We start from the raw sequence: 24,502 nt of genomic DNA, 5'->3' as shown, positions 1-24,502 counted from the left end.
CGTACTGACTTTGTTTTATGATCAAGAATGCACAAATTCACTTCAATGACATGGGCACGCCTGTAGCCGATGACTTTGATGATGTTTACTTTTCGAACGATGATGGCCTTGCCGAATCTCATTATGTTTTTTTTACCCAAAATCATATCGCCGCGCGCTTACAAAATCATGACCAAAAACACTTTGTGATCGCAGAAACAGGTTTTGGTACTGGGCTAAACTTTCTCAACGCTTGGCAACAATTCAACTGTCTTAAACAAACTCAAACGGTGCCTCGTTTGCACTTTATCTCTTTTGAAAAATATCCGATCAGCCTTGAGGATTTAACCAAAGCATTAGCGGCATGGCCGACACTTGCGCATTATGCTCAGCAGCTATGCGCGCAATACCCAATGGCATTGGCGGGTTGCCATAGACTTGAATTTGACAATGGGCAAGTTACGTTAGACTTGTGGTTTGGTGACGTACATGACTCAATTCCGCAGATCAGCTGTCAATCCCAAGGCCTTGTTGATGCTTGGTTTTTAGATGGCTTTGCGCCAAGTAAAAACCCCGATATGTGGCAACAGTCTTTGTTTGATGCCATGGCGAATCTCAGTCGACACAACGCCACATTCGCAACCTTCACTGCTGCAGGTTTTGTACGACGAGGATTGCAGCAAGCTGGGTTTGAATGTAAAAAGGTCAAAGGCTATGGCAGAAAGCGTGAAATGGTGGTAGGTACTTTCACTCACGCGAATGAGTATTGCAATACGCCACGATACTACTCTGTAGAACCAACAAAGCTCGATAACGTTGCTATCATCGGCGGCGGAATTGCCAGTGCCTGCTTAGCATACCAGTTGAGTAAACGCGGTATTACGAGTACGCTTTTTTGCCAAGATGAGGCGCTTGCAAAAGGCGCTTCACATAACCGCCAAGGCGCTGTTTATCCAAACTTACAAGCAGATCATACCCCGTCGAGCGAGTTTTACGCCCACAGCTTTTTATACGCTAAGCGCTTTTATCAAAACATACTTGCCGGTGGTTTTCATTATGATCATCAATGGTGTGGCGTGTTACTCCAAGCAGTCAACGACAAAAAGCAAACCATCCAAAAAAACTTCGTCAGCAAAGGGGTATGGCCAAGTGCTCTCATTACACCGCTTGATAGTCAATCTGCCAGTGAAGCTGCAGGCGTTGACCTCCCCTATCCAGGCTTATTTATTCCAGAAGCGGGATGGGTGAACCCAGCACAACTTACCCAAGCTGTTTATGATGCAGCCAACCAGCAACACAATCTAGATATCCATCTAAATACCGATATTGATAAGTTAGACAAAACTGACCAAGGTTGGATACTGCACAGTGAGCAACAACGTTTTGGTCCGTTCAGCGATGTGTTTATTTGCGCAGGAGAACATAGCGACCGCTTTGAACAAACGCAATCGCTACCGATACAGGGCGTTAGAGGACAGGTGTCACATGTTGAAAGTTCCGACACATCGTCCAAGCTAAAAACGGTGATTTGTCACAAAGGCTATTTCACACCAGCGGACAATGGCTTGCATTGTATGGGCGCTACATTTGAGAAGGACACCAAAAGCAAAACAGTCAAAGAGCAAGACAACGAAACCAACCGAAATCAGCTCAATAAGTTTTACGCTGAAAGTGAATTTGCGCAATCGCTAGGTGCTATCACGGATGCGAAAGCTGCGGTACGATGCTGTTTTGCGGATCACCTCCCCATGCTAGGTCAAGTGCCAGAGTTTGACGACCTAACAACCGCTTACGCAAATTTGCGCAAAGGAAAGCACTATGGTTTTGGCACGCTGACACAACCTAACAAAGGTTTGCATGTGGTCACAGGTTTCGGGGCTCGAGGACTGTGTAGCGCCCCACTGACAACAGAACATTTAGTTGCCAGCTTATGCAATGAGCCTCGCCCATACAGCGAGCGAGTGCATCAAGCACTTCACCCAAATAGGTTCGTGGTACGAGATTTGATCCGAAATAAAGTTTAAGCTCTAATCTTTCAATTTTAAGCAATAAAAAAGCCACATTTTGTTGTGGCTCTTTTTTTTAAGCGAACACTTGTAAGCTTAAGGTCTAGAAATTTGAATAACAACTCGACGGTTTCGGTTTCGACCAATTGCATTGTCATTTGGTGCCACATGGCGTTTCTCACCAAATCCTTCTGTTACTATTCGGTCAGTCTCTACGCCTTTACTGGTCATATAATCTTTTATTGCCTGCGCACGCTTTCTCGACAGCTCCATATTAGTCCAACGCCCACCATGACTATCAGTGTACGCTGAAATATAAATGGACTCGATATTGGCATCATTATTTAAATATTCACCAATCATATCCAAACGTTTTCTAGACGATTTAGTGAGTTCGCTAGAGTTCTTTTTGTAGTTCATCACTGTAAAGGCTATGTCTTCAAAGCTATATGCAAGCAGCTCGTCTCGGCATTGTAAAAAGGCCCAATACGCTTGTTTAAAATTGACTGACGAAAGCGCAACCGAAATTTGGTCTTGGCTATTTTGCCAATCTTTATAATAAAATGTGGGAAAATAGCCCTTTTCCAATTCACTTAACATCTCCCAAGACAGTTGATTATCAAGCTCACCGTCAAATTTTTTGAGCAGTTGCATTTTACCTATGTCTCTTGCCGGAATGCCCGCTCGCCATACAGGTGGTACAGATTGCAAGCCAGCAAAATCATAAGTTTCTGGCCTTACAACCATATCAAGATTGAATGTTAGATCCTTATTTTTACTTGCTGCAACCGAGAAAATCGCATCACCGTAATAAGGCACTTCATGGTGTAGCGTACACTCAAGGCGCTTGTTCTTTTGCAAAGTCCAATTTGACATATCGGCATCGGCGCTATATTGCCGCATTGCCGCATGCGCTTGGCTCATTGCAATCATCAGCAAACTTATTGTTAATAAATAACCTTTTGTACTCACAACCCTACTCCGCTTTGCCAACTTTTTGTCGTGGCCCACAACTCAGTCTTAAAATGCAATAATCATGCCTTGGTAAGGCATGCAAGACTAAACTCCGATTCGCTTATTTACGCTCACCTTGTATAATAGGCGGCTGAAATTTAGCAACCTATAAGATTATGGCAGATCAAGAGCAAACTCTATACTCGAAACGTTTTCGTGGTTTCTTTCCTGTAGTTATCGACGTGGAAACCGCAGGCTTTAATAAAGATACAGATGCCCTCCTAGAAATCGCTGTTACTACCTTAAAAATGGATGATGACGGCATACTTAGTTTGGACCAAACCATACATTTTCATGTTGAGCCATTTGAAGGCGCAAACATTGAGCAATCTGCCATCGAATTCAATGGTATAGACCCATTTTCTCCTCTTAGAGGTGCTGTGGCAGAAGCTGATGCCATTAAAGACATTTGTAAAATGGTCAGAAAAACACAAAAAGCGGCCGGCTGTTCACGCTCGGTTGTGGTTGCCCACAATGCGGCATTTGACCACGGCTTTTTAAATGCCGCAATTGAGCGTAACAATATTAAGCGCACGCCATTTCACCCATTTGTGAGCTTTGATACAACCTCATTGGCAGGCCTTGCGCTAGGTCAAACGGTACTTGCAAAAGCGTGCCGTACCGCAGGAATTGAGTTTGATAACGCACAAGCGCACTCTGCGTTATACGATACTGAACGCACCGCGGAATTGTTTTGTCATATCGTCAACAAATGGCAAGCACTTGGCGGATGGCCGTTGCCTAAACCAGAGCAAGAGGACACTACAGAGTAATTACGTTTCAGTAGTATCAAAAGCACTTTCTATTTTTTAGTTGAAAGTGCTTCACATGCTTTAGCTAAATTGCGTTGACATAAACCCTCATAGAGTTTTCTAGCACGAGCCTTATCAACCTGTACACCGTCTCCGAACTCATACAGCAGAGCCAGTTCAAACTCACTTTTAAGATGGTTTTGCTGAGTCGCCAATTCAAAGTAATAGCGAGCTCTATCATAATTTCGCGCAACATATTTAAAGTATCGACCCAAACTATATTGGCATTTGGCTAGTTTTGAAAGTGCACACATCCCATACCAAGCTACAGCAATCTCATCAGATTCTTTGGCTGGCGAAATGCCATGAAAGTAATATTGTCCTAATTTCCACTGTGCACTAGGGAAAAGTTTATACGCCGCTTTTTCATATTGTTCAAAAGCAGCAACATAATCAGCTTTAGCAAAATAGCCATATTCAAATGCTTCACCTTTAAGATAATACGCATCGGGATGCTGCGATTTAACCGCTTGCTCTATCCAATAATATGCTTGTTCACGTACTCTTTCTTCCCCTTTTTCATCCCAAAGTAATTTTCGTGCAAGCTTCAGTTGAGAAGGCATATGGCCTTGTTCAGCTAGCTTTGTAAGTGTGTTGATTATTTTGTGCGCTTGTTCTGGATCATTATTTTTTGAATCCGTTAATATTATTCTATATTGAGCATCTAGGTTACCTGCCTCTGCTGCTTTTTTTAGGTAGTATTCTTTACGATTTCCGTCAACAATATAATCGACAGTGGCAAGTCTGTACCAAATGTCATTAACTGAACTTCCTTGCTGCGCTAACCGAAAAGCTTCTTTAGATTTAGTGAGGTTTTTGTCAACCGTTAAGCCATTTCCATACATGTAAATTTGCAAGATGTAACCATCTATTAATCCTTGGTTTGCGCTTGCCATCGCATACTCTTCACAACTTTTTGAGAGCACATTTTCCGCAACGCCTTTCAAACAAATCAAACCCAACTTATAGTTAGCTACTGCACTATCTCGCTGTGCTACATCTTCAAAAAGTGAAGCTGCTTCTTGCCATTGTTCTTGTTCTGCAAGCTCGCCCGCTTTTGACATTTTTATAATAGAGTCATCTTTTGATAGAGGGTCTACAACTTTCAGCTCAAGGCTTTTATTTAGCGCCGCAAAGGGAAATGGAATTTCTAATATTCGGTGTAGCAATCGATTATTATCAAAACTAAGTTCTTTTTGTAGCCCTGTCTGTGGCTCATTTACGACAACCTGTAAATAGAGAGCTAGGCTTCCCGTAAATGACTTGGAATAAATATCAACCACTTCATAATCAGATTCCTCCAAAAAATCAAAAGCATCAGTCCAACTCAACACTTCATACGAAGAATATGATTGATCTCCGACACCACTATCTAAAATCCCTTCTTTGATGAACTTAATTGCTTTTTCGTGATACTTTGCGAGTTCTAGATGCCCTGTTGCTTCAAAACAGGATTGGGCTGATAAGTGTGGTTTGATCGAGAAAAAATTATTTGTCGTGTAAAAATGCCAGTCGACTTTGTCGCACTCAAGCTCTCCACGAACAACAGCGTCTAATTGAGCTTGGTATTCTTTATTCAGCTCATCTCTTGAATGAATTAAATCCGATTCTAAATATGCATCAAAAAGCGTTTTGTAAGAAACAGCTCGACTCGCGTCCTTATATTGATCAATTAATCGCGTGAAGTCAGTTTTTTTATCAGCTTCCATAGACGTCGTCGAAGCACAGCTCGATATTAAAAACAAAATTAGGAATATAAACGTTGTATAAAAACTTCTGTGCACCACTAGCCTAACCACTATTCAGAAAAAGGCGCTCATAATAGCACTTCAAAAATCCATGTAACAGGGACAAATAATTTCTACACTAGCCATAACAAAAAAGCCGCTAAACAGCGGCTTTTTTAAATTTTTATGCTTTAACGTATCAATTACAAAAACTGACCTAGCGCTTTTACTTGGTCAATCATACGGTTTGAGAAGCCCCATTCGTTATCGTACCAAGCCATTACTTTGACAAGTTTGCCATCCGCTTTAGTTTGTGACGCGTCAAATACTGATGAAGCTGGGTTGTGGTTGAAATCAACCGATACTAAAGGCAGTTCGTTGTACTCAAGAATACCTGCCATTGAGCCCTCAGATGCAGCTTTTACCACTTGGTTTACTTCTGCAATCGTGGTGTCACGCTTAGCGACGAACGTTAAATCAACCAAAGAGACGTTGATGGTTGGTACGCGTACCGCCATGCCGTCTAGCTTGCCGTCTAACTCTGGTAAAACTAGGCCAACCGCTTTTGCAGCGCCCGTTTTAGTTGGGATCATTGACTGCGTTGCACTACGCGCGCGGTATAAATCTTTGTGATACACATCACATAGGTTTTGGTCATTTGTATAAGCATGAATGGTTGTCATGCTGCCTTGTTCGATACCAATCACATCGTTTAGTGCTTTAGCAATTGGCGCTAAGCAGTTTGTTGTACATGATGCATTTGAGATAATATTGCTTTGTGCGTTCAACACCTCGCTGTTTACACCGTACACAACAGTCGCGTCCATATCAGTACCTGGTGCTGATACGATTACTTTTTTAGCGCCCGCTTCAATGTGCTTTGACGCCGCTTCGCGTGATGTGAACAAGCCTGTACATTCTAAAACGATATCGACGTTCAAAGCTTTCCAAGGCAAGTTTGCAGGATCACGCTCTTGCGTTAGTGTAATTTCATCGTTACCCACAACTAAGGTTGTGTCATGTAAAGAAACAGTTTGATTAAAACGACCATGCACTGAATCAAACTGTGTTAAATGTGCATTTACGTTTGCTGGTGCTAAATCGTTGATGGCAACGATGCGAATCTGTTCGTTTTGGCCTGACTCATAAAGCGCTCGTAAAACATTGCGACCGATACGTCCATAGCCATTAATTGCGATATTGATCATGATGCTATCCCCTTGATTATTTAACTTCACTTGCTTGTTTTGCAAGCGCTTCAATGGCTTGCCAGTCTTTGTTAGCGATAAGCTGTTTATCAAGCATCCAGGTTCCGCCAACACAAATTACGTTGTTAAGCGCCAAGTATTTAGGCGCACTTTCTAGTGTGATCCCACCAGTTGGACAAAACGTTACCTGCGGCAACGGCCCACCAATTGATTTAAGCATTGGCACACCACCGGCAGCCTCTGCTGGGAAGAATTTCAAATATTTAAAACCATGCGAAGCGAGTTTCATCACTTCACTGGGCGTTGCCGCACCAGGTAAAAACGGAATATCCGACGCTTTCGCTAATGCTAAAAGTTCATCGTTAATGCCCGGGCTCACCATAAAGTCGGCACCAGCGGCTACTGACGCTTCAAATGTGGCTTTATCAACCACAGTCCCCGTGCCTACATAAGCCTCTGGCACGGTTTCTTTCATGATTTTTACCGCTTGCGCAGCTACAGGTGTACGTAAAGTAATTTCTAATGCTTTTAGGCCACCGTTGTATAATGCTTGTGCTAAAGGTGCGGCGTCTTCTAAGTTATCAATCACAACCACTGGAACAACTGGTGCTGATGATAAAATTTGTTCAATACTCATATTCGTCCTCATTCCCAATGCTTGTATTATTCTTCTAAACCAAAGGCGCTTGCGCCTAGGTCTGCACTGCTAACAATATTTCTAAATCCGGTAAACAGCTCACGGCCGGTACCGTAAGTCATACCACTTTGAGAAAGCTGCGCATCGCGCGATGCAATTTCTTCATCCGACACATGTACCTTCAACACACCCGCTGGTGCATCTAAGGTGATTAAGTCACCATCATGGATCTTCGCGATAATGCCGCCTTCCACCGCTTCTGGCGCTAAGTGAATCGCCGCTGGCACTTTACCTGAAGCGCCCGACATTCGGCCATCAGTCACGATAGCCACTTTATAACCTTGGTCTTGTAGCGTTGCCATGACCGGTGTCAATTTATGTAGCTCTGGCATGCCTTTGGCCTTAGGGCCTTGCTCTTTGATAACCGCGATGAAATCTTGATTCAGCTCACCTCTTGCAAACGCATCTTGCAATGCACTTTGAGAGCTAAACACCTTCGCTGGCGCACTCACAACGCGATGCTGTTCTTGTACTGCTGATACCTTAATAACCGCTTTACCCAAGTTACCGGTTAATAATTGCAAGCCACCTTGTTTGCTAAATGGATTGCTGACTGGGCGTAATACTTCTTCATCTAGCGAGTTTTCTGGACATGCTATCCATGTCACTTTGCTTGGGCCAGTGCTGTCAGTCATGATGACATTGGCATCATTGGCTAGCCTCGGCTCTTGGGTATACGCATCAAGGCCTTCACCAACAATCGTTTTTACGTCATTGTGCAGGTAACCTGCATCGCGCAGCTCTCGCATTAAGAAGCCCATACCACCAGCGGCTTGAAAATGGTTAACATCCGCAGAGCCGTTGGGGTAAATACGCGTCAGTAATGGCACTACTTCAGACAAGTCAGCCATGTCTTTCCAGTTAATTAGTACGCCTGCTGCTTTCGCCATGGCAACTAAGTGAATCGCATGGTTCGTCGAACCACCGGTTGCTAATAAGCCAACTAAGCCGTTAATCACCGTTTTCTCACTCACTACATCGGCAAGGCAATTAACGTTTTGATTTTGAGTTAACTCTTTGAGCATATGCTCAACTGCATTACCAGTTAAACCATCTCTTAATTCAGTGTATGGGTTAATAAACGAGCTACCTGGAAGGTGCAAGCCCATAATTTCCATCAACATTTGATTCGAGTTCGCAGTACCGTAAAACGTACAAGTACCTGCACTGTGATAAGACGCACTTTCCGCTTCAAGCAATTCTTCACGGCTGACTAAGCCTTGTGCAAACTTTTGGCGAACGCGTGCTTTTTCTTTATTTGGAATGCCCGACTGCATTGGACCAGCAGGTAAAAAGTACACAGGTAAGTGGCCGAAAGACAAGGCTCCAATTAAAAGACCTGGGACAATTTTGTCACACACGCCTAAACAAAATACGCCATCAAATACGTCGTGAGACAATGAAATGGCCGTCGACATGGCGATCACGTCGCGAGAAAACAACGACAACTCCATACCATCACGTCCTTGCGTTACACCATCACACATCGCAGGTACACCACCGGCCACTTGCGCAGTCGCATCGTATTTTTGGGCAATTTGTTTGATTAAATCAGGATATTCTTTGTATGGAACATGGGCTGAAAGCATATCGTTGTATGCATTGATGATAGCTAAATTTGGCTGCTCATCTTCTTTCAGTCTTGCTTTATCTGCACTTGAACACGCCGCCATGACGTGTGCAATGTTGCCGCATCCTAGGCCTGCTCGTACGCGCGTTTGTTTTTTTGCTTGATTTATGCGGTCTAGATAGGCTTGGCGTGTTGCTTGGCTGCGCTCAATAACACGTTCAGTAACTTCTTTAATTCGAGGATGCAACATATATTCGACTCATTTCTCTATATAGGTTAGAGGAAAAAGGCTCAGCGCGACCAAAGACTCCACTCCAATCTTTGCACTGAGCACATTTTGATTTACCCGTTCAAAGGTACGCTGTCAGGTTGTCTCTCACCCCAACCTGACACCGGTGTCACTTTATTAACGCACATCCATGACACCGGTGTCAACCTTTACCCATAAAATTAGACTAAAAAACACAAATGACCAAATAATGACCTAAATTGATTTTTGCTAAGAAATAGCAGAAAAAGTATTGCTGGTTATGCTAGGGCCTTGGTTATTAAGCGGTAATGAAAATACCGCTGTAAAAGAACATGTACCAAGCCTGTATATTGAGAAAATATAATGCTAATTACTGAGCATTAAACTCTTGAGTAATTTTACCTTCGTCCAATTTAACCATGTGAGGAGGATAAATACGGGTAAATTGCTTGCTGTCTTTGGCTATCGTGACTTCAATGCCAGGATGCATTAATTCATTCACTTTGACTCGGCAAGTATGAAGTAAACGAGACAATTTTTGTTGAACTAATTTAATATTGCGCTGGTTACGCTTGTAATGCATGCTGAGTTGCTTCTCACTCGCCTCAAGTTTTTTTAAAAACGCGTCTCTTTGTGTTGATTGAGGTGATTTACATGCTTTTGCTTTCGCTCTTGATAGTTCAAGCACCTTATCGCTCAAACGTTTTTCAAAACTCTTAAATTCTTTTTGCTTTTGTTTTAGCTCATGCCAATTTTGTGCAATCGCGATACGGGTTTTCGTACCTGATGGCGCACCCAACTCACCTGTTTCAATGCGTAATGCATTAAGTACGTTACCACCAATCAATTTACCTCGGGGTAAATCGCCTTTGCCGACTCGGATCAAACGTCCCGCCGAAAGGTCGCAATGCAAAGCTTGACGCTCTATAAACAAGTCTTGTTGAGTTTCGATGTGCGTATATTGCGCATAGCCAATTGAAATCGTGCGCGCTGACTTGATATGACATGAGAATGCGTCATTATCCACACGCTTGCGACCAATCGCACCTTTGATAACCGTCACTGCACTGGCACTTTCCAGAAAAGCACACTCAACAAAACCCAGCACTGTGATATCACCCGTGGCTTTTATGCGCATGCCTTCCTTTACATCACCGCTAACGATCACACTGCCATCAAATTCAATATGACCCGTACTTACGTCCACATCTTGATAGCAAAGTACGTCATCAACACGCATACCGCGAGGCACTGCAACAGGCACACCTTTGGCGTCGGCAACTAAAATATTGGGGTCATTCTCATCAAGTTTAGTACCTTCAAGCACTTGCATTTCGAAGTCACGACCGGGTTTTGGCTCAAGTACGTCACCAAATACGGTATACCCGGTTTCACCTTTCGTTGGCGGAATACGCTTCATTAAGGGTGCACCGGGTTTCACGGTAATGATGGCACCTAAGTCGCGCATATCGACTTTACCACCGTCTTTTTCTTGCGGGGTCAGAACTCTGTCCTGCGCTGTCATGCACAAGCGTACAAATTTGGCATCATCGCCATTTTTCGCGCGTCGTCCATGCGCCACAATCTCACTATAAACTTCGCCTGAAGGAAGCTCTAATTGCTGCGCTAAGAATTTTTCTAACACGGTTTTGTTAATGCCATGTTTAACGCCTGCGTCTTTTAACGCTTGCAAAGCCATGTCCATTGTTACCATATTACCACCACGCGCGGTGCTAATTCTGGCCTCTGCAACCATGTTATTATCATCTACACGAATGGAAATATCGGCGCTAATCGCCATAGCTATGACTAGAGATTCGTTATCAGAATCTTTGCTGGTGAATAATTTTCCTATATTTGCATGAATAATGTCGAAATCGGCATACTCAGATTGCTCAAGCAATTCAACGAGCTGTGAAGCGCTCGCGGGGAAGCCCGATTCTGCTGGGTGCGAAAATAAATAAACCGCGCCCATATCTTTATCAAAACGAAATAACGACATCGACTTTATATCCTACAAAAACAAATCCATTTTGTTATTGACAACGTAACCTCTCCATTTGAGCATAACCTTGTTCGGATGTTAAGCACTATATTCGTATATCAGCATACAAAATATAAACGATTGTAAATGCAATTTGTACAATAATCAGCCAAGCGTTTCATATTTAATGATTTATGCATAAAAGTTCCTTGAGGTGATTGTGCTTGCTGGGCTATACTGGCGCCACTTACTGAATGAAAGTATTCAGGGGCTGATTAGGATTCGACGGGATTCATGAAGCCTAAGGTGCATGTCGAGGTGCGGCTGGCCTCGTAAAAAAGCCGTATTTAAAGTAATCGCAAACGACGATAACTACGCTCTAGCGGCATAATAGCCCGCTAGCACTCCTCCATGAAATGCTTGTGGTTCTGGTTCTGGAGTGTCACCCTACACAAGATCGCTACGGAAACCCTGGCCGGGGTTGAAGGGCTAAAACTAAGCGGCCTCGCCTTTACTTATCGTGTTCGTCCGAGATTTAAAGGTTAACCAATAGACGATACTAAACATGTAGGACCGAAGGTCGACGCTTTCCGGACGGGGGTTCAAATCCCCCCAGCTCCACCACATAGCGAAATAAAAAACCCATCAAATTTTTTGATGGGTTTTTTGTTGCCTTAAGAATTTACGTTTCAATTACTTAGCACTTTACTCGCAAACAATAAGCAGTATTCTTCTGCGTTCGGTTATAGACGTTTACTCTATACAGGATAGTCCAAGGGCAGGTATACATATCTGCCGATGTCTAACCATTAAAACACTGCAAACTGTCGGTGTATGCTGCCTAAACTCACTTTGGCATTACTTGTACATTCATTGATGCTTGCGATCACCACATCGAGCTTAGCTGTTAACCCTTCGACATCTTGCCAATGTTCAAATGCATCTTTAACAAGCTCCACCTCTTTCGCTGAACAGGCTGTCAAAAAGTTATATGGAAACCACTGTAGCTTTTCTTCAGCAATACGCTTTTGAATTCTAACTTTATTGTTTTTAATAAACTCAGCCACAAATGGGCGATGTTTTGGTGTAAAGGCGGGATATTGAAAGCGGTAATCGATCACAAATTCTTGCGTTTGCTCGCTGAGCAGCAACTCATAAAATTGTGTTATTTGCGCTTGAGTTTGCGCATAGCCCAAGGAGTCGAGTAAATCTTCTTTTATGCTGGCGCTGTCGGGGAAACGGGCGAGTAAAGCGCTATATTCTTGATCGTTTGCATTAGCGGCGAGCACTCTAATTACTGATGTGCGGTGTTCTAATTTATCTAATGATGTGCTTGCATACGCATTTTTCGCGGCTTGAATTGCATCTGCGTTTTGCAAATATACGCCATAAAGCTCCATCCATAAGCCACCGTTTTTGTCTTGTAACTTATCTTGCCAATTTGTCACAACCGGGAGCTGCTTTGTTAAGTATTCAACATAGCGCGCTTTTAGGCCTTGTGGGATCAATTGGATAAATGTATTACGGATCACATCTAGTGCGCGTCCGGTTTCTTCGCTGTCACTGGCAAACGTATTAATTTGACTAATTTGTCCTTCTAAATAACGCATGTAATCAAGATAACCTGCGCTGGCTAACGCTGTTTGATTATCAAAGTAAGCTGCTTTCTCTGAGCCTATGAGTTTATCCAATGGAAATGGATGATTACCAGAGTTATCTATGTACCTAAAATATCCAACTCCTCCTGCATCCAAGAACACAGAAGCATCACTGGCTATCTCTTTTAATACCTTACGCGGTTCATCAAGCTGTACCTTGTATTCACTCACCTGCTCGCCTTCTAATACCTTAATATGCAAAGGTATGTGCCACAGTTTACTCGGCCCTTTTAAGAAACTTTGCTGAGAAACAACTAGCTGATTGTCATGCTTTTCAAGTGAAACAAGTGGAAAGCTAGACTGGTCAATAAAAGAATGAACAAACGCTTCAAAGTGAGGGATGTCCGAAAAAGCCGATAAAAACTGCGTAGTTGAGGTATTTCCCTCTGCGACTGAAGCAGCATATTTACGAAAACCTTGCTTAAACGCTTGCTCACCGACGCTTTTCTGCGCCATTTCTAACACCGCGTGCCCCTTTGAGTAAGCCAATCCCCCGATAGACTCAATTTCGCTCTTATACTTCACATCCGCTCTAAGCGCTCTGGACTGATGATTGTCATCACTAAATGCGCTCAATTGAGGTGCATAAGTGCAATTAGCGTTATCGGGGTAATGATGCTGAACAATTTTTGCTGCAAAAAACTCGGCAAACGACTCATTCATCCAATAGTCGTCATACCAAGCAATGGTCATATCATTACCCACCCACATGTGTGCTACTTCATGTGCTATCAATTTTCTAAACCGACAAATATCGTCGTTCGAAGAATGCTGATCAGGTAATTGGTTTTGGTGCACCGCAACAAGGCCTACATTTTCCATACCGGCTAGGGAATCAAACGGCGCCACGAAAAAATCGAGTTTATCGTATGGGAATGGATAATCGAGATAGTCAGTCATAAAGTTGACTGACTTATTCACCAGTTCCGCCATGCCTTTTGGCATGCTGACAGGGCTTTGTTGTGGGAAATAAATTTTAGATTTAAAGCGTGTATTAGCAATTTCAACCTCATCAAAATACCCAACCGCAAGTGCTAATACATCGGTGTTTATTTTTTTCGTTGGTGCAAATTCAATATGCTTTTGCTCACCTGTAATCTGAGTAGAGATGGCTCTGGTGGTATGCAGTGCGCCCATATCTTTTGGAATATTAACACTGAACTTGAAAATTGCTTTTTGGTCAGGTGAATCAAAGCTTGGGAATACACCGCGCGCTTCCATCGCTTGAAATTGGGAAAATAGATAAGGTTGTTGCTGAGCTTTGCCTTGTACAAACAGCCCTGCCACTTTGTTCTTGATGGTCCCTGTATATTTAATTCTGAGGATCGCATCACCTGTGACAGGCTCACTGATGTGATGTTTTACTATATCGAACTCATCCGCCTTTGCAGCCCCTAACGCCTGCACTCTTGCGTTTAGGATAAGTTCCACTGAGCTAATATCCAGTCCGTTTGCATGATAGGCAACGACAGTACTTGGCTTATCAAAACGGATATATAACTGCGTTTGCCCACTGAATTGCGTTTCGAGAGGCGACAGCGAAAGATCAATACTTTGATAATCTAAAGATATGTGTGCTGGCAGGCGGTAAGCAAATACGCTTGGTACAAAGCAAAGAATCGCGCTTAAAAACGTGATAAATAATAGACGATACAACACAGTGTTTGTCCCTAAATTGTTAATTAATCATTCTCAGCGCTCAATAATTTGGCACTAAACCTAACACTCATAGCCATTGCATGTTTCAAACAAAATGTCGTTGTTAGTCAGGCAATTTACATCACCTTATTCTAGACTCTTGGTAAATCACAAGTAAATCTTGAGTCCAGACTATGAGTACGCTCTCTCCTACTATTAAATACTGGGGTAAACTCAGCACGCGCCTGTTTGCCCCTCTCGTTATTGTGCTTGTTGTCGTGCTGATTATTTTGGTGTTTTATGTGCCACGCGTTACCGAAGATAATGCAATCAAAATGGCAATTGCTTCTGCACAAAGTAACGTAAAGCAATATAAAGCAATTCGCGGTTACTATACTGAGAATGTAATTAAAAAAGTATTAAAAACAAGCGAACTAACGCCGCACTTCAACCATAAGAGTAACGAGAATCAAATCCCATTACCTGCAACTTTTATTCACGATATCAGCAGTGAATTTACGAAACAAAATATCGTCTCGCTCAAACTTTATAGCCCTTATCCATTTCCTAATCGTTCGAGCAGGCAACTAGATGGTTTCGCAAAACAAGCTTGGGAAGAACTTAGTAACAATGCCAACAAAAGTTTTTCTCGCGTTGAAACAATCTCGGGGAAAGAAGTTGTTCGAGTCGCAATGGCCGATGTGATGACGGCGCAAGGCTGTGTTAATTGCCATAACACTCACCCTGACACCCCCAAAAAAGGGTGGAAACTTAATGATATTAGAGGCGTACTCGAAGTTCAGGTACCTATCGACGAGCAACTCAGCGCAGCCAATAAATTGAACCTCACCATAGCAATGCTTGTTTCCCTCGCTTTAGTCGCCACGGTTGGTCTACTGTTCTTCTTATTTAGAAAGCTGATCTCCAGTCGGTTACGCCATGTGTATAACGCCTTGTCAGACATTGCCGATGGTGACGGCGATCTGAGACAGCGATTAATTGAAGAACCGAAAGATGAAATTGGACACATTGCCATTGTCTTCAATCGCTTTGTTTCACATTTATCCGTGACGCTATCCCAAATTAAGCAACAAGTAGAGCAGCTCGTAAGTACCACAAGCTCGATGGAGCAAATCACTAAACACACCCAAACAGATGCACATAAACAACATGATGCTACCGCAAGAGTTGCATCAGCCATTCATGCTATGAATCAATCAAGTCAAGAGATGAGAGATATTGCCAGCTCAACCTCAGAGCAATCTCAAACCACCCAGAAATTGGCTGCAAATGGCAATCAAATCGTTGAGCAAAGCTTGACGTCTATCAACGAGCTATCTCAGATGATGCAAAACGTATCGACTGTTGTGAGCAGTTTAGAGTCTGATAGCCAAAACATTGGTGGCGTACTCGATGTCATAAGAGGCATCGCAGAACAAACCAATTTACTGGCACTAAACGCCGCCATTGAAGCGGCGAGAGCTGGCGAACAAGGTCGAGGGTTTGCCGTTGTTGCCGACGAAGTCAGAACGTTGGCCAGCCGCACACAAGAGTCGACCGAAGAAATTAATAAAATGATTGAGCAGTTACAAAACGGCGCTAAAAGTACCGTATCTGCGATTGAACAAAGCCACTCAAGCATCACCACCAGCCAGCAAAAAGCGGATCAAACCAATGATATGATCGCTTCAGTAAGTAAAGCGGTGTCAGAAATTGAAAACAAGAATAACCAATTATCCTCTGCCATTGACTCGCAAGCAGATATCAGTATGGAGATTAACACCAGCATTGATCATATTAATGCCCTGTCAGATGAAACCTCACATAGCGCGGAACAATTGTTGTCGATTGCACAAGACATTAACCAAGCCGTGTTATCAATTAATGAGCAGTTAAAGCGATTTAACATGTATCTTCAGCAAATTTAATTCAACTTATTAATTTATAAATAAGCATATAAATTAATAAGTTGAATCTATCAAAAAGCTATTTGTTCATTTTTATAGTTTTTTGGTAAGACAGTCTCTTGTCAATTTTTGCATGGTGTATAGGCAAATAAAACAAGAGGAAAAACCATGCAGAATAAAACATTAGCACTACCACTAACGTGCCTATTTGCCTTTAGCAGTACATCAGTACTTGCAGGTAAGAAAATGAGCGAGACATTCATCGAGCCTCCTATGGTCGCCATTCCTGCCGGTGAATTTAACATGGGTAGCAAAGATGGTAGAGCCGATGAGCAGCCCGTTCGTAAAGTCACAATGCGTGCCTTCCAAATGGGCAAGTACGAAGTCACCATAGCAGAGTTTAGAAAATTCATTGAAGCCACGGGCTACCCTGCACCACAAAATTGTACGCATCGTATCGGTCAGAAATGGTTTCGAAGTGGTCAAAAAGACGGTAGCTGGGACAATAACACCTATGCGCAAAGCGAATTTCACCCTGTAGTCTGTGTTTCCAGAAAGGATGCGATAGCCTACGCAAGCTGGTTGTCAAAACAGTCTGGTAAACATTATCGCCTACCAACTGAAGCTGAGTGGGAATATGCACTGAGAGGCGGCACTCAAACTCGTTACTTTTATGGCGAAAAACCTCTCAGTGGCCAAGCCTGCCAATACGCCAACTTATCAGATTTATATGCTAAAGCGGAGTCTCCAAAGCAATATAACGCAACGTATTCTGACGGCTACACCATCGAGCCTTGTTACGATTATGAGTTAACCAGTTCCGTCGTTGGCTTATTTAAAGCAAACCCGTTTGGTGTTCATGACATGTTAGGCAATGTGGTTGAACGGCTGGCTGATTGCTATGTCGATAATTACAAAAACGCACCGACTGATGGCACGGCGGTAACCAAAGAAAATTGCGATGCCTACGTGGCCCGTGGCAGTAGCTGGCACTGGGAAGCCAGTACAAGTAGTGAAAGAATGAAAATGAGCGATAGCTTTCTTGCCGCATTAGAGGGGTTTCGCCTCGTACTCGATACAGAAGGTAAAGCACTACCCAGTGATAACGGCAATAAAACGTTTGTTAAGCTGCTGGCTCATGCACAAAAACATGCCAAGAAAAACTGGCTAAAAGTAAGTGCACGCTAACCACTCAGCATTTTAGCGCTTGCGCCTAAAGGTCACTAAATATCTATGTAGGTGTTTACATCAACACCTACATTTTGCAAACGTGCTTTATGTTTTTTTAGCCAACCTGATTTAGCTGTGTTCAAAATATACCTTTTGCTTAGCATGACTTGTGCTGAACTCGCATCGTTTTGATGCAGCTCTAACAAGGCGAGTGCCATATCTAAACCAATCCAATCTATGCCCTGCGTGCGCGCCAAATTAAATGCATTCGCTGCATGCTGTTTTGCTTTTTCAAGCTCTTGCTTAGCAGTATAAATTTGTGTGAGCAAAAATGACTGTCGAGCTGAGTCTGTAATATTTTCAGCAAGCACATGTGCCCGCTCCCAGTTGCGGCTTTCTATCGCTAGCTGGATTAGCTGCTCAGTTACACTAAAAAAAACCCACAGATTGTCAGGCGTAATTGGTCGGCTCAGTACTCGTTCGTAGTGTGATACTTTCTCTAATTGGGTTTGCGCGAATAACGCCCAGTGATAGTCTGTTAGCATGCGATGAGAATCATCAAGCTGATAATCCTCTATCAACAACTCTGCTTGTCGTAAATAGTCATATTTTTCTTTATTGAGTTTAAGCTTCGCGGCTTTAATTGAGAGCAATGTATACGCCCTGACTTCTTGTGTGGGCCGATTAGCCAGTCGCGCTTGACTGGCAGATTGCAGCAGATAACGCTGTATTTGCGCAAAATCTTCTTTGGCAGCAGCGACATCCGCTTGAGATTTACTGACTTCGCTCTGCATTGCCAGTAAGTTTATCCCTTGTAATTTATTTTGTGCCCGCTCTAATTGTATTAACGCTAAGTCATATTGCTCAAGTTCAATGAGTAAAGTGCCTTTCAACCAAAATGCGTAGGCTTCATAAACGGGTTGCGATTGTGCTTTGGCCAGTACGGTGAGCTTTGCAATTTGTGCATCAGCGGTGTCGTAGTTGCTTTGATCGATTTGACGCGCGATCAGATGTTGTAACAAAGTTAAGTTGTCGGGATTTTGATTCACGAGTAACTCAAGCTCTGCGGTAGCTGCAGCTTCCGACGATTCATTGAAAAAATTAGATTTACTTAACGGCTGTAAGTTCTCAACCAATGTGTGTTCTAGTTGCTCGGGTGTTGATCCAAATACATAGCCTTGCCAACGTCGAATTGGCCCTTGGATCACATAATCTAGTACGTATTGCGACTTTCCCTGCTCCTCCCCTTGATTGGCGGGATAAATCACGCCAGAAATCAACACGCTATTTTCAGTTTGCGCCACACTTTGTGCTTTCATGTAAGGAGATGATAAAAATTGCCAAGCGTCATAGATGTAAGAGTCTGACGCAACAGGTTGGAAGTAGCTCTGTAGATTGGCATTTAACTGCGCCAATCGTTCACCTTTCGCTTGCGACTCCCGACTTTGAAAAGGAATAAAATACCAATTCGAAAACATTTGAACATGGCTATTTTGCGTTTCTACAACGCGACTCTGAACGAGGTTATAAATGAGTACACCTGAAACACACAACAACATTATTATTAGAACGATGTTGCGTGAGGCCTCTTGGGCTTTTTTGTCTTCTATGACGGCATTTAGCGAAGGCGTATCACTTAAAGTTACTTGCCATTGATAGCCTCTTTTTGGAAACGTCTTAATCACGTCGTCCCCTAAAATAGCCCTAAGCTGACTAATTGTTTGAAACACAACTTGATCAGACATGATTTTTCTTGCCCAAACTGCCGCAAGAATATCGTCTTTACTTAATAACGTATTTGGGTTTTCTAAGAACAACGCTAGCAGTTTAGCCTGATTAACATTAAGACTCTGTGCTTCCCCATTTTTATAAAGAATAAGCGTTTGTAGATCGAAACTAAAATGAGAAAAATAAAGCATGGAAGTTAAAACTGTGTCATACGGCCAAGCAGTGTAGCCTTATTGAGTTTATTTGCAAACCTGTACCCAAGTACAAATCTAAAAACGCCTATACGTTTGCAAGGTTAGCACGCCTAGCGTACCAACCTCACAGTTCAGGTTAGCTCCGACTATTTAACAAAGTACAGCAGCTGATCTTGATGGTAACGAGAGCTCTCGTCATTGCCATATGGCCAAACATCGAACTTAGTTTTTGAGTTAGGCGCTTGTATTACTGAGGCCCCTTGATAGGTGTAAGTTTCAACACGCGTCGAGTCTTTGTCGCCCAATATCACGCCAGAGAAATCCCTTGATACATCGCAGTTGGTATCTTCATGGTGCCAAATTAAGCCGTAGTCACCTAGCGTGGATAGTTGCGCTAAGTCATCTTCCGTATAGATGTTTCGACAGTTCGCATTTTGTACTTTAGCCTGATAAATTTGACTAATTTTGCCATGTTCATCTTTGAACATCATACCACCCGTTACAGTGGCTCGCAGTGCCTGCCATCGTTCAGCTTTCATAACTGAAAATTCATTAGGTGAAATCAACTCACCCGTCTGGATGTTTTCAATTTCGTCTTTATGGTTTGCAAACAACGTCCAGCCGCCACCTTGGTAATCCATATCACACCATACTTTAAACGCCTGCACGCCAACGTCAGCTCCATCTGGATCGATCAAATAAAACCCGGTTGTCGCTTGAGGTGTCTGCGTAATAATATCTAGGCAGTTGCGGCCTGTAGAAGTAAGCTTATCTTCCAATGCTTGGATACGATCTAACGCAATCAAAAGTTGGTTAGATACAGAATCATATCTATCGTTCAAACTCCCCACATAACCTAAGAGAGTTTGGAACCTTAGATTTAAGGTGTCGTATTGCGCTTTCAGATTGGTATATTGCTCTGATAATTGCTGACTAGAGTCGTGTAGCTCTTGCACCGAACCATCAAGATAACGTTTGGTGACCAAGTGATTATCTTGCAACGGGTCATCCGCTATCGCATTACCTAACACATGTAATGCTTCACTGGGCGAGGTCGTGCCAATACCGATATTTTTACCTGTCACGATGCTACTTGGTTGCTCTATCCATGATGAAACAGTTTCGGCTTGGGCCGATATTGATATCATGCCAAACAAAGTCGCCAAACATACTTGGTTAAACTTATGTTTATCTAATTCCATAACTATCTTCCTAACTTTATATTCTTTAAGTAAAAATGCGCAAATACTCGATAAAGATAATGATATTAAACCATGTAAGTTGCACTATCTAAACTTGTAAAATGCAGGTAAGAACTGTCGAAATGTAAACAAAATTTTGATGAGAGAAGGTCGGATACAAAAAGGTGAAATAAGCCTTTATCAAAGTAGCTTATCTCACCAGCGGAATGCAGCGTTTATGCTGCAACAGGTACGAGAACTCGGGGGCTTGTACTTTGGCTTACACCAAAGTACAAAAAACTGTTGTTGAAGATTAGGCCGATTGCTTTTCTTCCATCATATCTGTTTGTTCAATCAGAGACAGAAAGTTAGGCTTCCCAAAAAGCATCATAATATCAAGAAGTTGACAAGCAGTTAATTCTGTTTTGCCTGATTCCCAATTGGAAATAGTCGCTTGATCAACTGGCGTTACTAAACTCTTGCCCAACTGAGCCTGCGTTAGTTTCATGTCTCGGCGCAACTTACGAATCGTTGCTGGAATATATTGTCTTGCCGCCATGGTTTGCGCTCTGCGCATGCGTTCATTTCTTCGTATCGTATTCATTACATATCCGTATCTGGTAATGATTAGCGCTTGTACAATTACTTGCTACATTACAAATCGCTAATAGCTAAACAATCCTGTCGCCGTGAATGTATTACAAAACAGTTAACACACATCTATTTCACAGCCCCCTTAACCCTATCATTAGACAAGCTTAACTAATTGATGTAGCCTATCTGGGTCAACTGCTGAAATAATTGATCGGATTGGGTCATATGTCAAATAATTTTGCAACAAGATTAAAACAATTACGGATCTCTGTAGATGAATCTCAGGTGAGTTTTGCCGACATGCTTGAAATTCCAGTGCCTTCATACCGCAAGTATGAAAAAGGAGAACGAGAACCGACGCTATCCGTCATCAGTAAATTTTTTGAGCACCCAAAAACTAAATGCTCAGCACATTGGCTCATCACTGGCGAAAACCAACCCAATGCGACCACTAATAACCCAATTAGTCCCTCTCAAACTGTTTCTCAACTCTCTGAGTCTGAATTCGAAGAAAAGTTTACAAAAACAGCAAAAGAAACCTTATTATTTTTATGTCATTTAGGTTGGTTTAAGTCGACCAAGAAAGTGAATTTTGATACCAGTGCGCAGTTACTTTTAAGAGATTTAAAACCTATGCTTGATGGCGCATTTAGAAAAATAAAAAGAGCTTAATCGTATACTTCTGTATAAATTAAAAAGTTCTACAAGGCTTAAACTAGCCACTTCCTAATTAGATTGCCTGGCTAAAAGCTTATTCAGTCGCGTCAGATTATCAGTAACTTAATATAACGTTATCTTTATAAAATATTATAGGCTCACAAACGATAACCTACTCAGGTGTGATTGCTACTAAAGAGGGCTTTCGCCCTCATAATAGATATAAGTGAATTAAGGGAACAACGACCCCGTTGAGCCACAGGGCAAGATCATGAACTTTACCTTGACATAAATTTATGATCTTATACTGCTTTTCAGATTAAACAGCACAATTATGTCAGCCAATAAGTTGTTCGAACACTTTTCTTCAATTGATGACCCACGCCAGCAAGGCAAAGTGCAACATCCATTATTTGATATTCTGTTTCTAACTATCAGTGCCGTGATCGCAGGTTGCCAAGGTTGGGAAGAAATTGAAGATTTTGCCCATGACAAGCTATCTTGGTTACGTAAATTTATAGCACTATCGAACGGTGTGCCTCGGCATGACACGATTGCAAGGGTTATAAGCCGTATCGATATGACCCAGTTTCAAGCCAGTTTTTCTCAATGGATGCACAGCTGTAGTGAACTCACAGACGGCAGTGTGGTTGCCATTGATGGAAAAAGGCTAAAAGGTTCATTTAAACAGCCAGATAGAAAAGATGCGATCCACATTGTCAGTGCGTTTGCCTGTGAAAATGGCGTGACGTTAGGTCAATGCAAGACCGACTCGAAGTCCAATGAAATCACCGCAATCCCAGAGTTGCTACAGTTACTAGAGCTAAAAGGTTGCTTAGTGACGATTGATGCGATGGGCTGCCAAAAGGAGATTGCGAAGCAAATTATAGAAAAAGAAGCAGATTATTTGCTGGCTCTCAAAGCCAATCAAGGCAACTTATTTGAACAAGTGAAACAACTCTTGCAACCAGAAATATCACGCCAGATAGCGACTGATAGCTTATTAAGTGAAGTAGATTATCAACGAGGTCGAGAAGAATTCAGAGCGGCTGTTGTCTGTCATGAAATGGCTCAAATACCCGCAAGAGCTGGCTGGCCCAATTTACAAAGTGTAGGCGTGATAGTGTCTTACCGTAAATCGGATAACCAACAGCAAGGTGAATTAACCTATCGATATTACATAAGCTCAGCGAACTTGAGTGCGCAAAGACTAGCAGAAGCCACGCGAGCACATTGGTATATTGAGAACAGTCTTCATTGGTGTTTGGATGTGGCGATGAATGAAGATGGTTGCCGTATACGCCGTGACGGAGCAGCAGAAGTGTTGGCTGGTGTAAGACATATTGCATTGAATTTATTGAAGAAAGAGACATCCTTTAACAAAGGTGTACGCGCTAAACAGCTAAAAGCAGCTAGAAACGAGAGCTATCTAGAAAAGGTATTGAATAGCAAGTGATTTTTCATGCTCTTGCCCTGCGTTGAGCCACAGTTATTCAAACGCGCATTTTTAGAGTACGAGTCACTAGAAGTACTGCTTCTACGTGTGAAAACCCATGACGCATAAGTCCCATAATCACTGATGTAGAAATCGCTTATATATTCTTTGATGATAATATCCGAATGAGCAACAGAAGTGATTGCTTCAAGCCCAGGATATCGACCATCTAAACACTGTTGGTAGTATGCAACGTCAGAATTACAGGCGCTTCCACAGTTGTTCCCAGCATCCTCAAACTTCCATACGGCTTTGTTGTTTTTGACTTGGAATTCCTTAATAGACTCACTCTCACTGAAGTTACTATCCGCGGTTTGTGTGATTTGTGTGCGATTTGTACCGTTAATATTATTACTATAATAGCTATGGTAAAAACGTGCGGTCGTACCAGAAGAGCCATTATGGTTATAATAGCGCCAAGTTACGTATCCTTTATGCACCTTAAATTCAGTAATTCTACTTCTTGGATTCATAAAAGTCGCAAAATCCTGAGTTACCTTATTACCACCGCACGAGTAATAAGAGCTGCCATTAGTGACTAGTTTACATTCTGGGTTTACATAAACAGTCAAAGTCCTATTACTACCACAACGGCTACCCGCACAAATCTCAAACTTATGCTCACCTACATCATTTAATGTTGGAGATGAATATGTACCGTACGAGCTCAAGTTAGAGGCTATTTTGCTTTTAGAACCATTTGGCTTTGTTAAATAGATATTTGCTATCGGATTAGGATAAAACTGAGATGGGGACCACTCCGAATATGATATTGACACTTTTTGCCCAACAGTTATCGCATCATTATTTGCTTTGAAAGTCTCAACAGCATGCCCAGCAGTTGACATAGAAGCCATTGCAAATAATGGCAAATAGAACTTAAGTTTCATAAATTCCCTTTTATTTATGTTGAAAACATCAACATCAAGTTAATCAATGATCAAAATAAAGTATATTTTGTAGTGGTTTAATTACTTTCCACGTTGTATTTTTGTAATTTATAAATTGTAACTTAAGTAATCTAACGTTTTTG

The 24,502-nt window shown here is 42.3% G+C and carries 17 protein-coding genes and 1 other RNA gene; 7 read left to right on the top strand and 11 right to left on the bottom strand.

The window, feature by feature from the left end:
* Positions 1-17: 17 nt before the first annotated feature.
* Positions 18-2,003 carry a bifunctional tRNA (5-methylaminomethyl-2-thiouridine)(34)-methyltransferase MnmC2/FAD-dependent 5-carboxymethylaminomethyl-2-thiouridine(34) oxidoreductase MnmC1 gene (gene mnmC / locus AC5FX4_RS08750; RefSeq protein WP_493606050.1) on the top strand — a complete coding sequence of 662 codons (1,986 nt, stop codon included), beginning with the start codon at positions 18-20 and terminating at the stop codon, positions 2,001-2,003.
* A gap of 78 nt (positions 2,004-2,081) precedes the next feature.
* On the opposite strand, the gene AC5FX4_RS08745 is transcribed toward mnmC, so the two are convergent.
* Complete coding sequence (locus AC5FX4_RS08745) at positions 2,082-2,918, bottom strand: OmpA family protein (protein ID WP_493607794.1); 837 nt, start codon at positions 2,916-2,918, stop codon at positions 2,082-2,084.
* A gap of 197 nt (positions 2,919-3,115) precedes the next feature.
* Between AC5FX4_RS08745 and rnt the strand changes: the two genes are divergently transcribed.
* Complete coding sequence (rnt, locus tag AC5FX4_RS08740) at positions 3,116-3,772, top strand: ribonuclease T (RefSeq protein ID WP_493606049.1); 657 nt, start codon at positions 3,116-3,118, stop codon at positions 3,770-3,772.
* A 29-nt stretch (positions 3,773-3,801) separates the two neighbouring features.
* On the opposite strand, the gene AC5FX4_RS08735 is transcribed toward rnt, so the two are convergent.
* From AC5FX4_RS08735 to AC5FX4_RS08715, 5 genes are all read right to left on the bottom strand, one after another.
* Positions 3,802-5,520, bottom strand: a complete 1,719-nt coding sequence (locus tag AC5FX4_RS08735) for a tetratricopeptide repeat protein (RefSeq protein ID WP_493606048.1) — start codon at positions 5,518-5,520, stop codon at positions 3,802-3,804.
* Positions 5,521-5,741: 221 nt separating this feature from the next.
* The gene (gap, locus tag AC5FX4_RS08730; RefSeq protein ID WP_493607793.1) at positions 5,742-6,746 is read right to left on the bottom strand and encodes a type I glyceraldehyde-3-phosphate dehydrogenase; all 1,005 of its coding nucleotides are present in this window, start codon (positions 6,744-6,746) and stop codon (positions 5,742-5,744) included.
* A gap of 16 nt (positions 6,747-6,762) precedes the next feature.
* The gene (gene eda / locus AC5FX4_RS08725) at positions 6,763-7,383 is read right to left on the bottom strand and encodes a bifunctional 4-hydroxy-2-oxoglutarate aldolase/2-dehydro-3-deoxy-phosphogluconate aldolase (RefSeq protein ID WP_493606047.1); all 621 of its coding nucleotides are present in this window, start codon (positions 7,381-7,383) and stop codon (positions 6,763-6,765) included.
* A gap of 26 nt (positions 7,384-7,409) precedes the next feature.
* Positions 7,410-9,263, bottom strand: coding sequence for a phosphogluconate dehydratase (gene edd / locus AC5FX4_RS08720; RefSeq protein ID WP_493606046.1), 1,854 nt, complete (start codon positions 9,261-9,263; stop codon positions 7,410-7,412).
* A 370-nt stretch (positions 9,264-9,633) separates the two neighbouring features.
* A complete protein-coding gene (locus tag AC5FX4_RS08715; protein ID WP_493606045.1) occupies positions 9,634-11,265 on the bottom strand; it encodes a flagellar assembly protein A in 1,632 nt (543 codons plus the stop codon).
* Between the two features lie 249 nt (positions 11,266-11,514).
* On the opposite strand from AC5FX4_RS08715, the gene ssrA reads away from it, so the two are divergent.
* Positions 11,515-11,871, top strand: a transfer-messenger RNA (tmRNA) gene (gene ssrA / locus AC5FX4_RS08710).
* Positions 11,872-12,056: 185 nt separating this feature from the next.
* Here the strand turns inward: ssrA and AC5FX4_RS08705 are convergent.
* Positions 12,057-14,564, bottom strand: coding sequence for a M1 family aminopeptidase (locus AC5FX4_RS08705; RefSeq protein ID WP_493606044.1), 2,508 nt, complete (start codon positions 14,562-14,564; stop codon positions 12,057-12,059).
* 173 nt (positions 14,565-14,737) lie between these two features.
* Here AC5FX4_RS08705 and AC5FX4_RS08700 point away from each other — a divergent pair, with 173 nt between their 5' ends.
* Both AC5FX4_RS08700 and AC5FX4_RS08695 read left to right on the top strand, forming a co-directional pair.
* Complete coding sequence (locus AC5FX4_RS08700) at positions 14,738-16,471, top strand: methyl-accepting chemotaxis protein (protein ID WP_493606043.1); 1,734 nt, start codon at positions 14,738-14,740, stop codon at positions 16,469-16,471.
* A 147-nt stretch (positions 16,472-16,618) separates the two neighbouring features.
* Complete coding sequence (locus tag AC5FX4_RS08695) at positions 16,619-17,638, top strand: formylglycine-generating enzyme family protein (RefSeq protein ID WP_493606042.1); 1,020 nt, start codon at positions 16,619-16,621, stop codon at positions 17,636-17,638.
* 35 nt (positions 17,639-17,673) lie between these two features.
* Here AC5FX4_RS08695 and AC5FX4_RS08690 read toward each other — a convergent pair whose 3' ends face one another.
* The 3 genes from AC5FX4_RS08690 to AC5FX4_RS08680 form a co-directional block, all read right to left on the bottom strand.
* Entirely contained in the window at positions 17,674-19,539 is a 1,866-nt protein-coding gene (locus AC5FX4_RS08690) for a winged helix-turn-helix domain-containing protein (protein ID WP_493606041.1), read from the bottom strand.
* Between the two features lie 149 nt (positions 19,540-19,688).
* Positions 19,689-20,744, bottom strand: coding sequence for a fibrinogen-like YCDxxxxGGGW domain-containing protein (locus AC5FX4_RS08685; RefSeq protein ID WP_493606040.1), 1,056 nt, complete (start codon positions 20,742-20,744; stop codon positions 19,689-19,691).
* Between the two features lie 292 nt (positions 20,745-21,036).
* Positions 21,037-21,327, bottom strand: a complete 291-nt coding sequence (locus AC5FX4_RS08680; protein ID WP_476291565.1) for a helix-turn-helix domain-containing protein — start codon at positions 21,325-21,327, stop codon at positions 21,037-21,039.
* Positions 21,328-21,542: 215 nt separating this feature from the next.
* Here AC5FX4_RS08680 and AC5FX4_RS08675 point away from each other — a divergent pair, with 215 nt between their 5' ends.
* Together AC5FX4_RS08675 and AC5FX4_RS08670 are read left to right on the top strand one after the other, a co-directional pair.
* Complete coding sequence (locus tag AC5FX4_RS08675) at positions 21,543-21,989, top strand: helix-turn-helix domain-containing protein (RefSeq protein WP_493606039.1); 447 nt, start codon at positions 21,543-21,545, stop codon at positions 21,987-21,989.
* A 319-nt stretch (positions 21,990-22,308) separates the two neighbouring features.
* Positions 22,309-23,430, top strand: coding sequence for an ISAs1 family transposase (locus tag AC5FX4_RS08670; RefSeq protein WP_493606038.1), 1,122 nt, complete (start codon positions 22,309-22,311; stop codon positions 23,428-23,430).
* Here the strand turns inward: AC5FX4_RS08670 and AC5FX4_RS08665 are convergent.
* Entirely contained in the window at positions 23,400-24,359 is a 960-nt protein-coding gene (locus AC5FX4_RS08665; RefSeq protein ID WP_493606037.1) for a hypothetical protein, read from the bottom strand. The two genes, AC5FX4_RS08670 and AC5FX4_RS08665, sit on opposite strands and share 31 nt — an antisense overlap.
* Between the last annotated feature and the right edge of the window lie 143 nt (positions 24,360-24,502).

The sequence above is a fragment of the Pseudoalteromonas sp. ATL1 genome (genome assembly GCF_058933015.1).
Note: the sequence above shows the minus strand (reverse complement) of the source record. Positions and strands in the feature narration are given on the sequence as shown.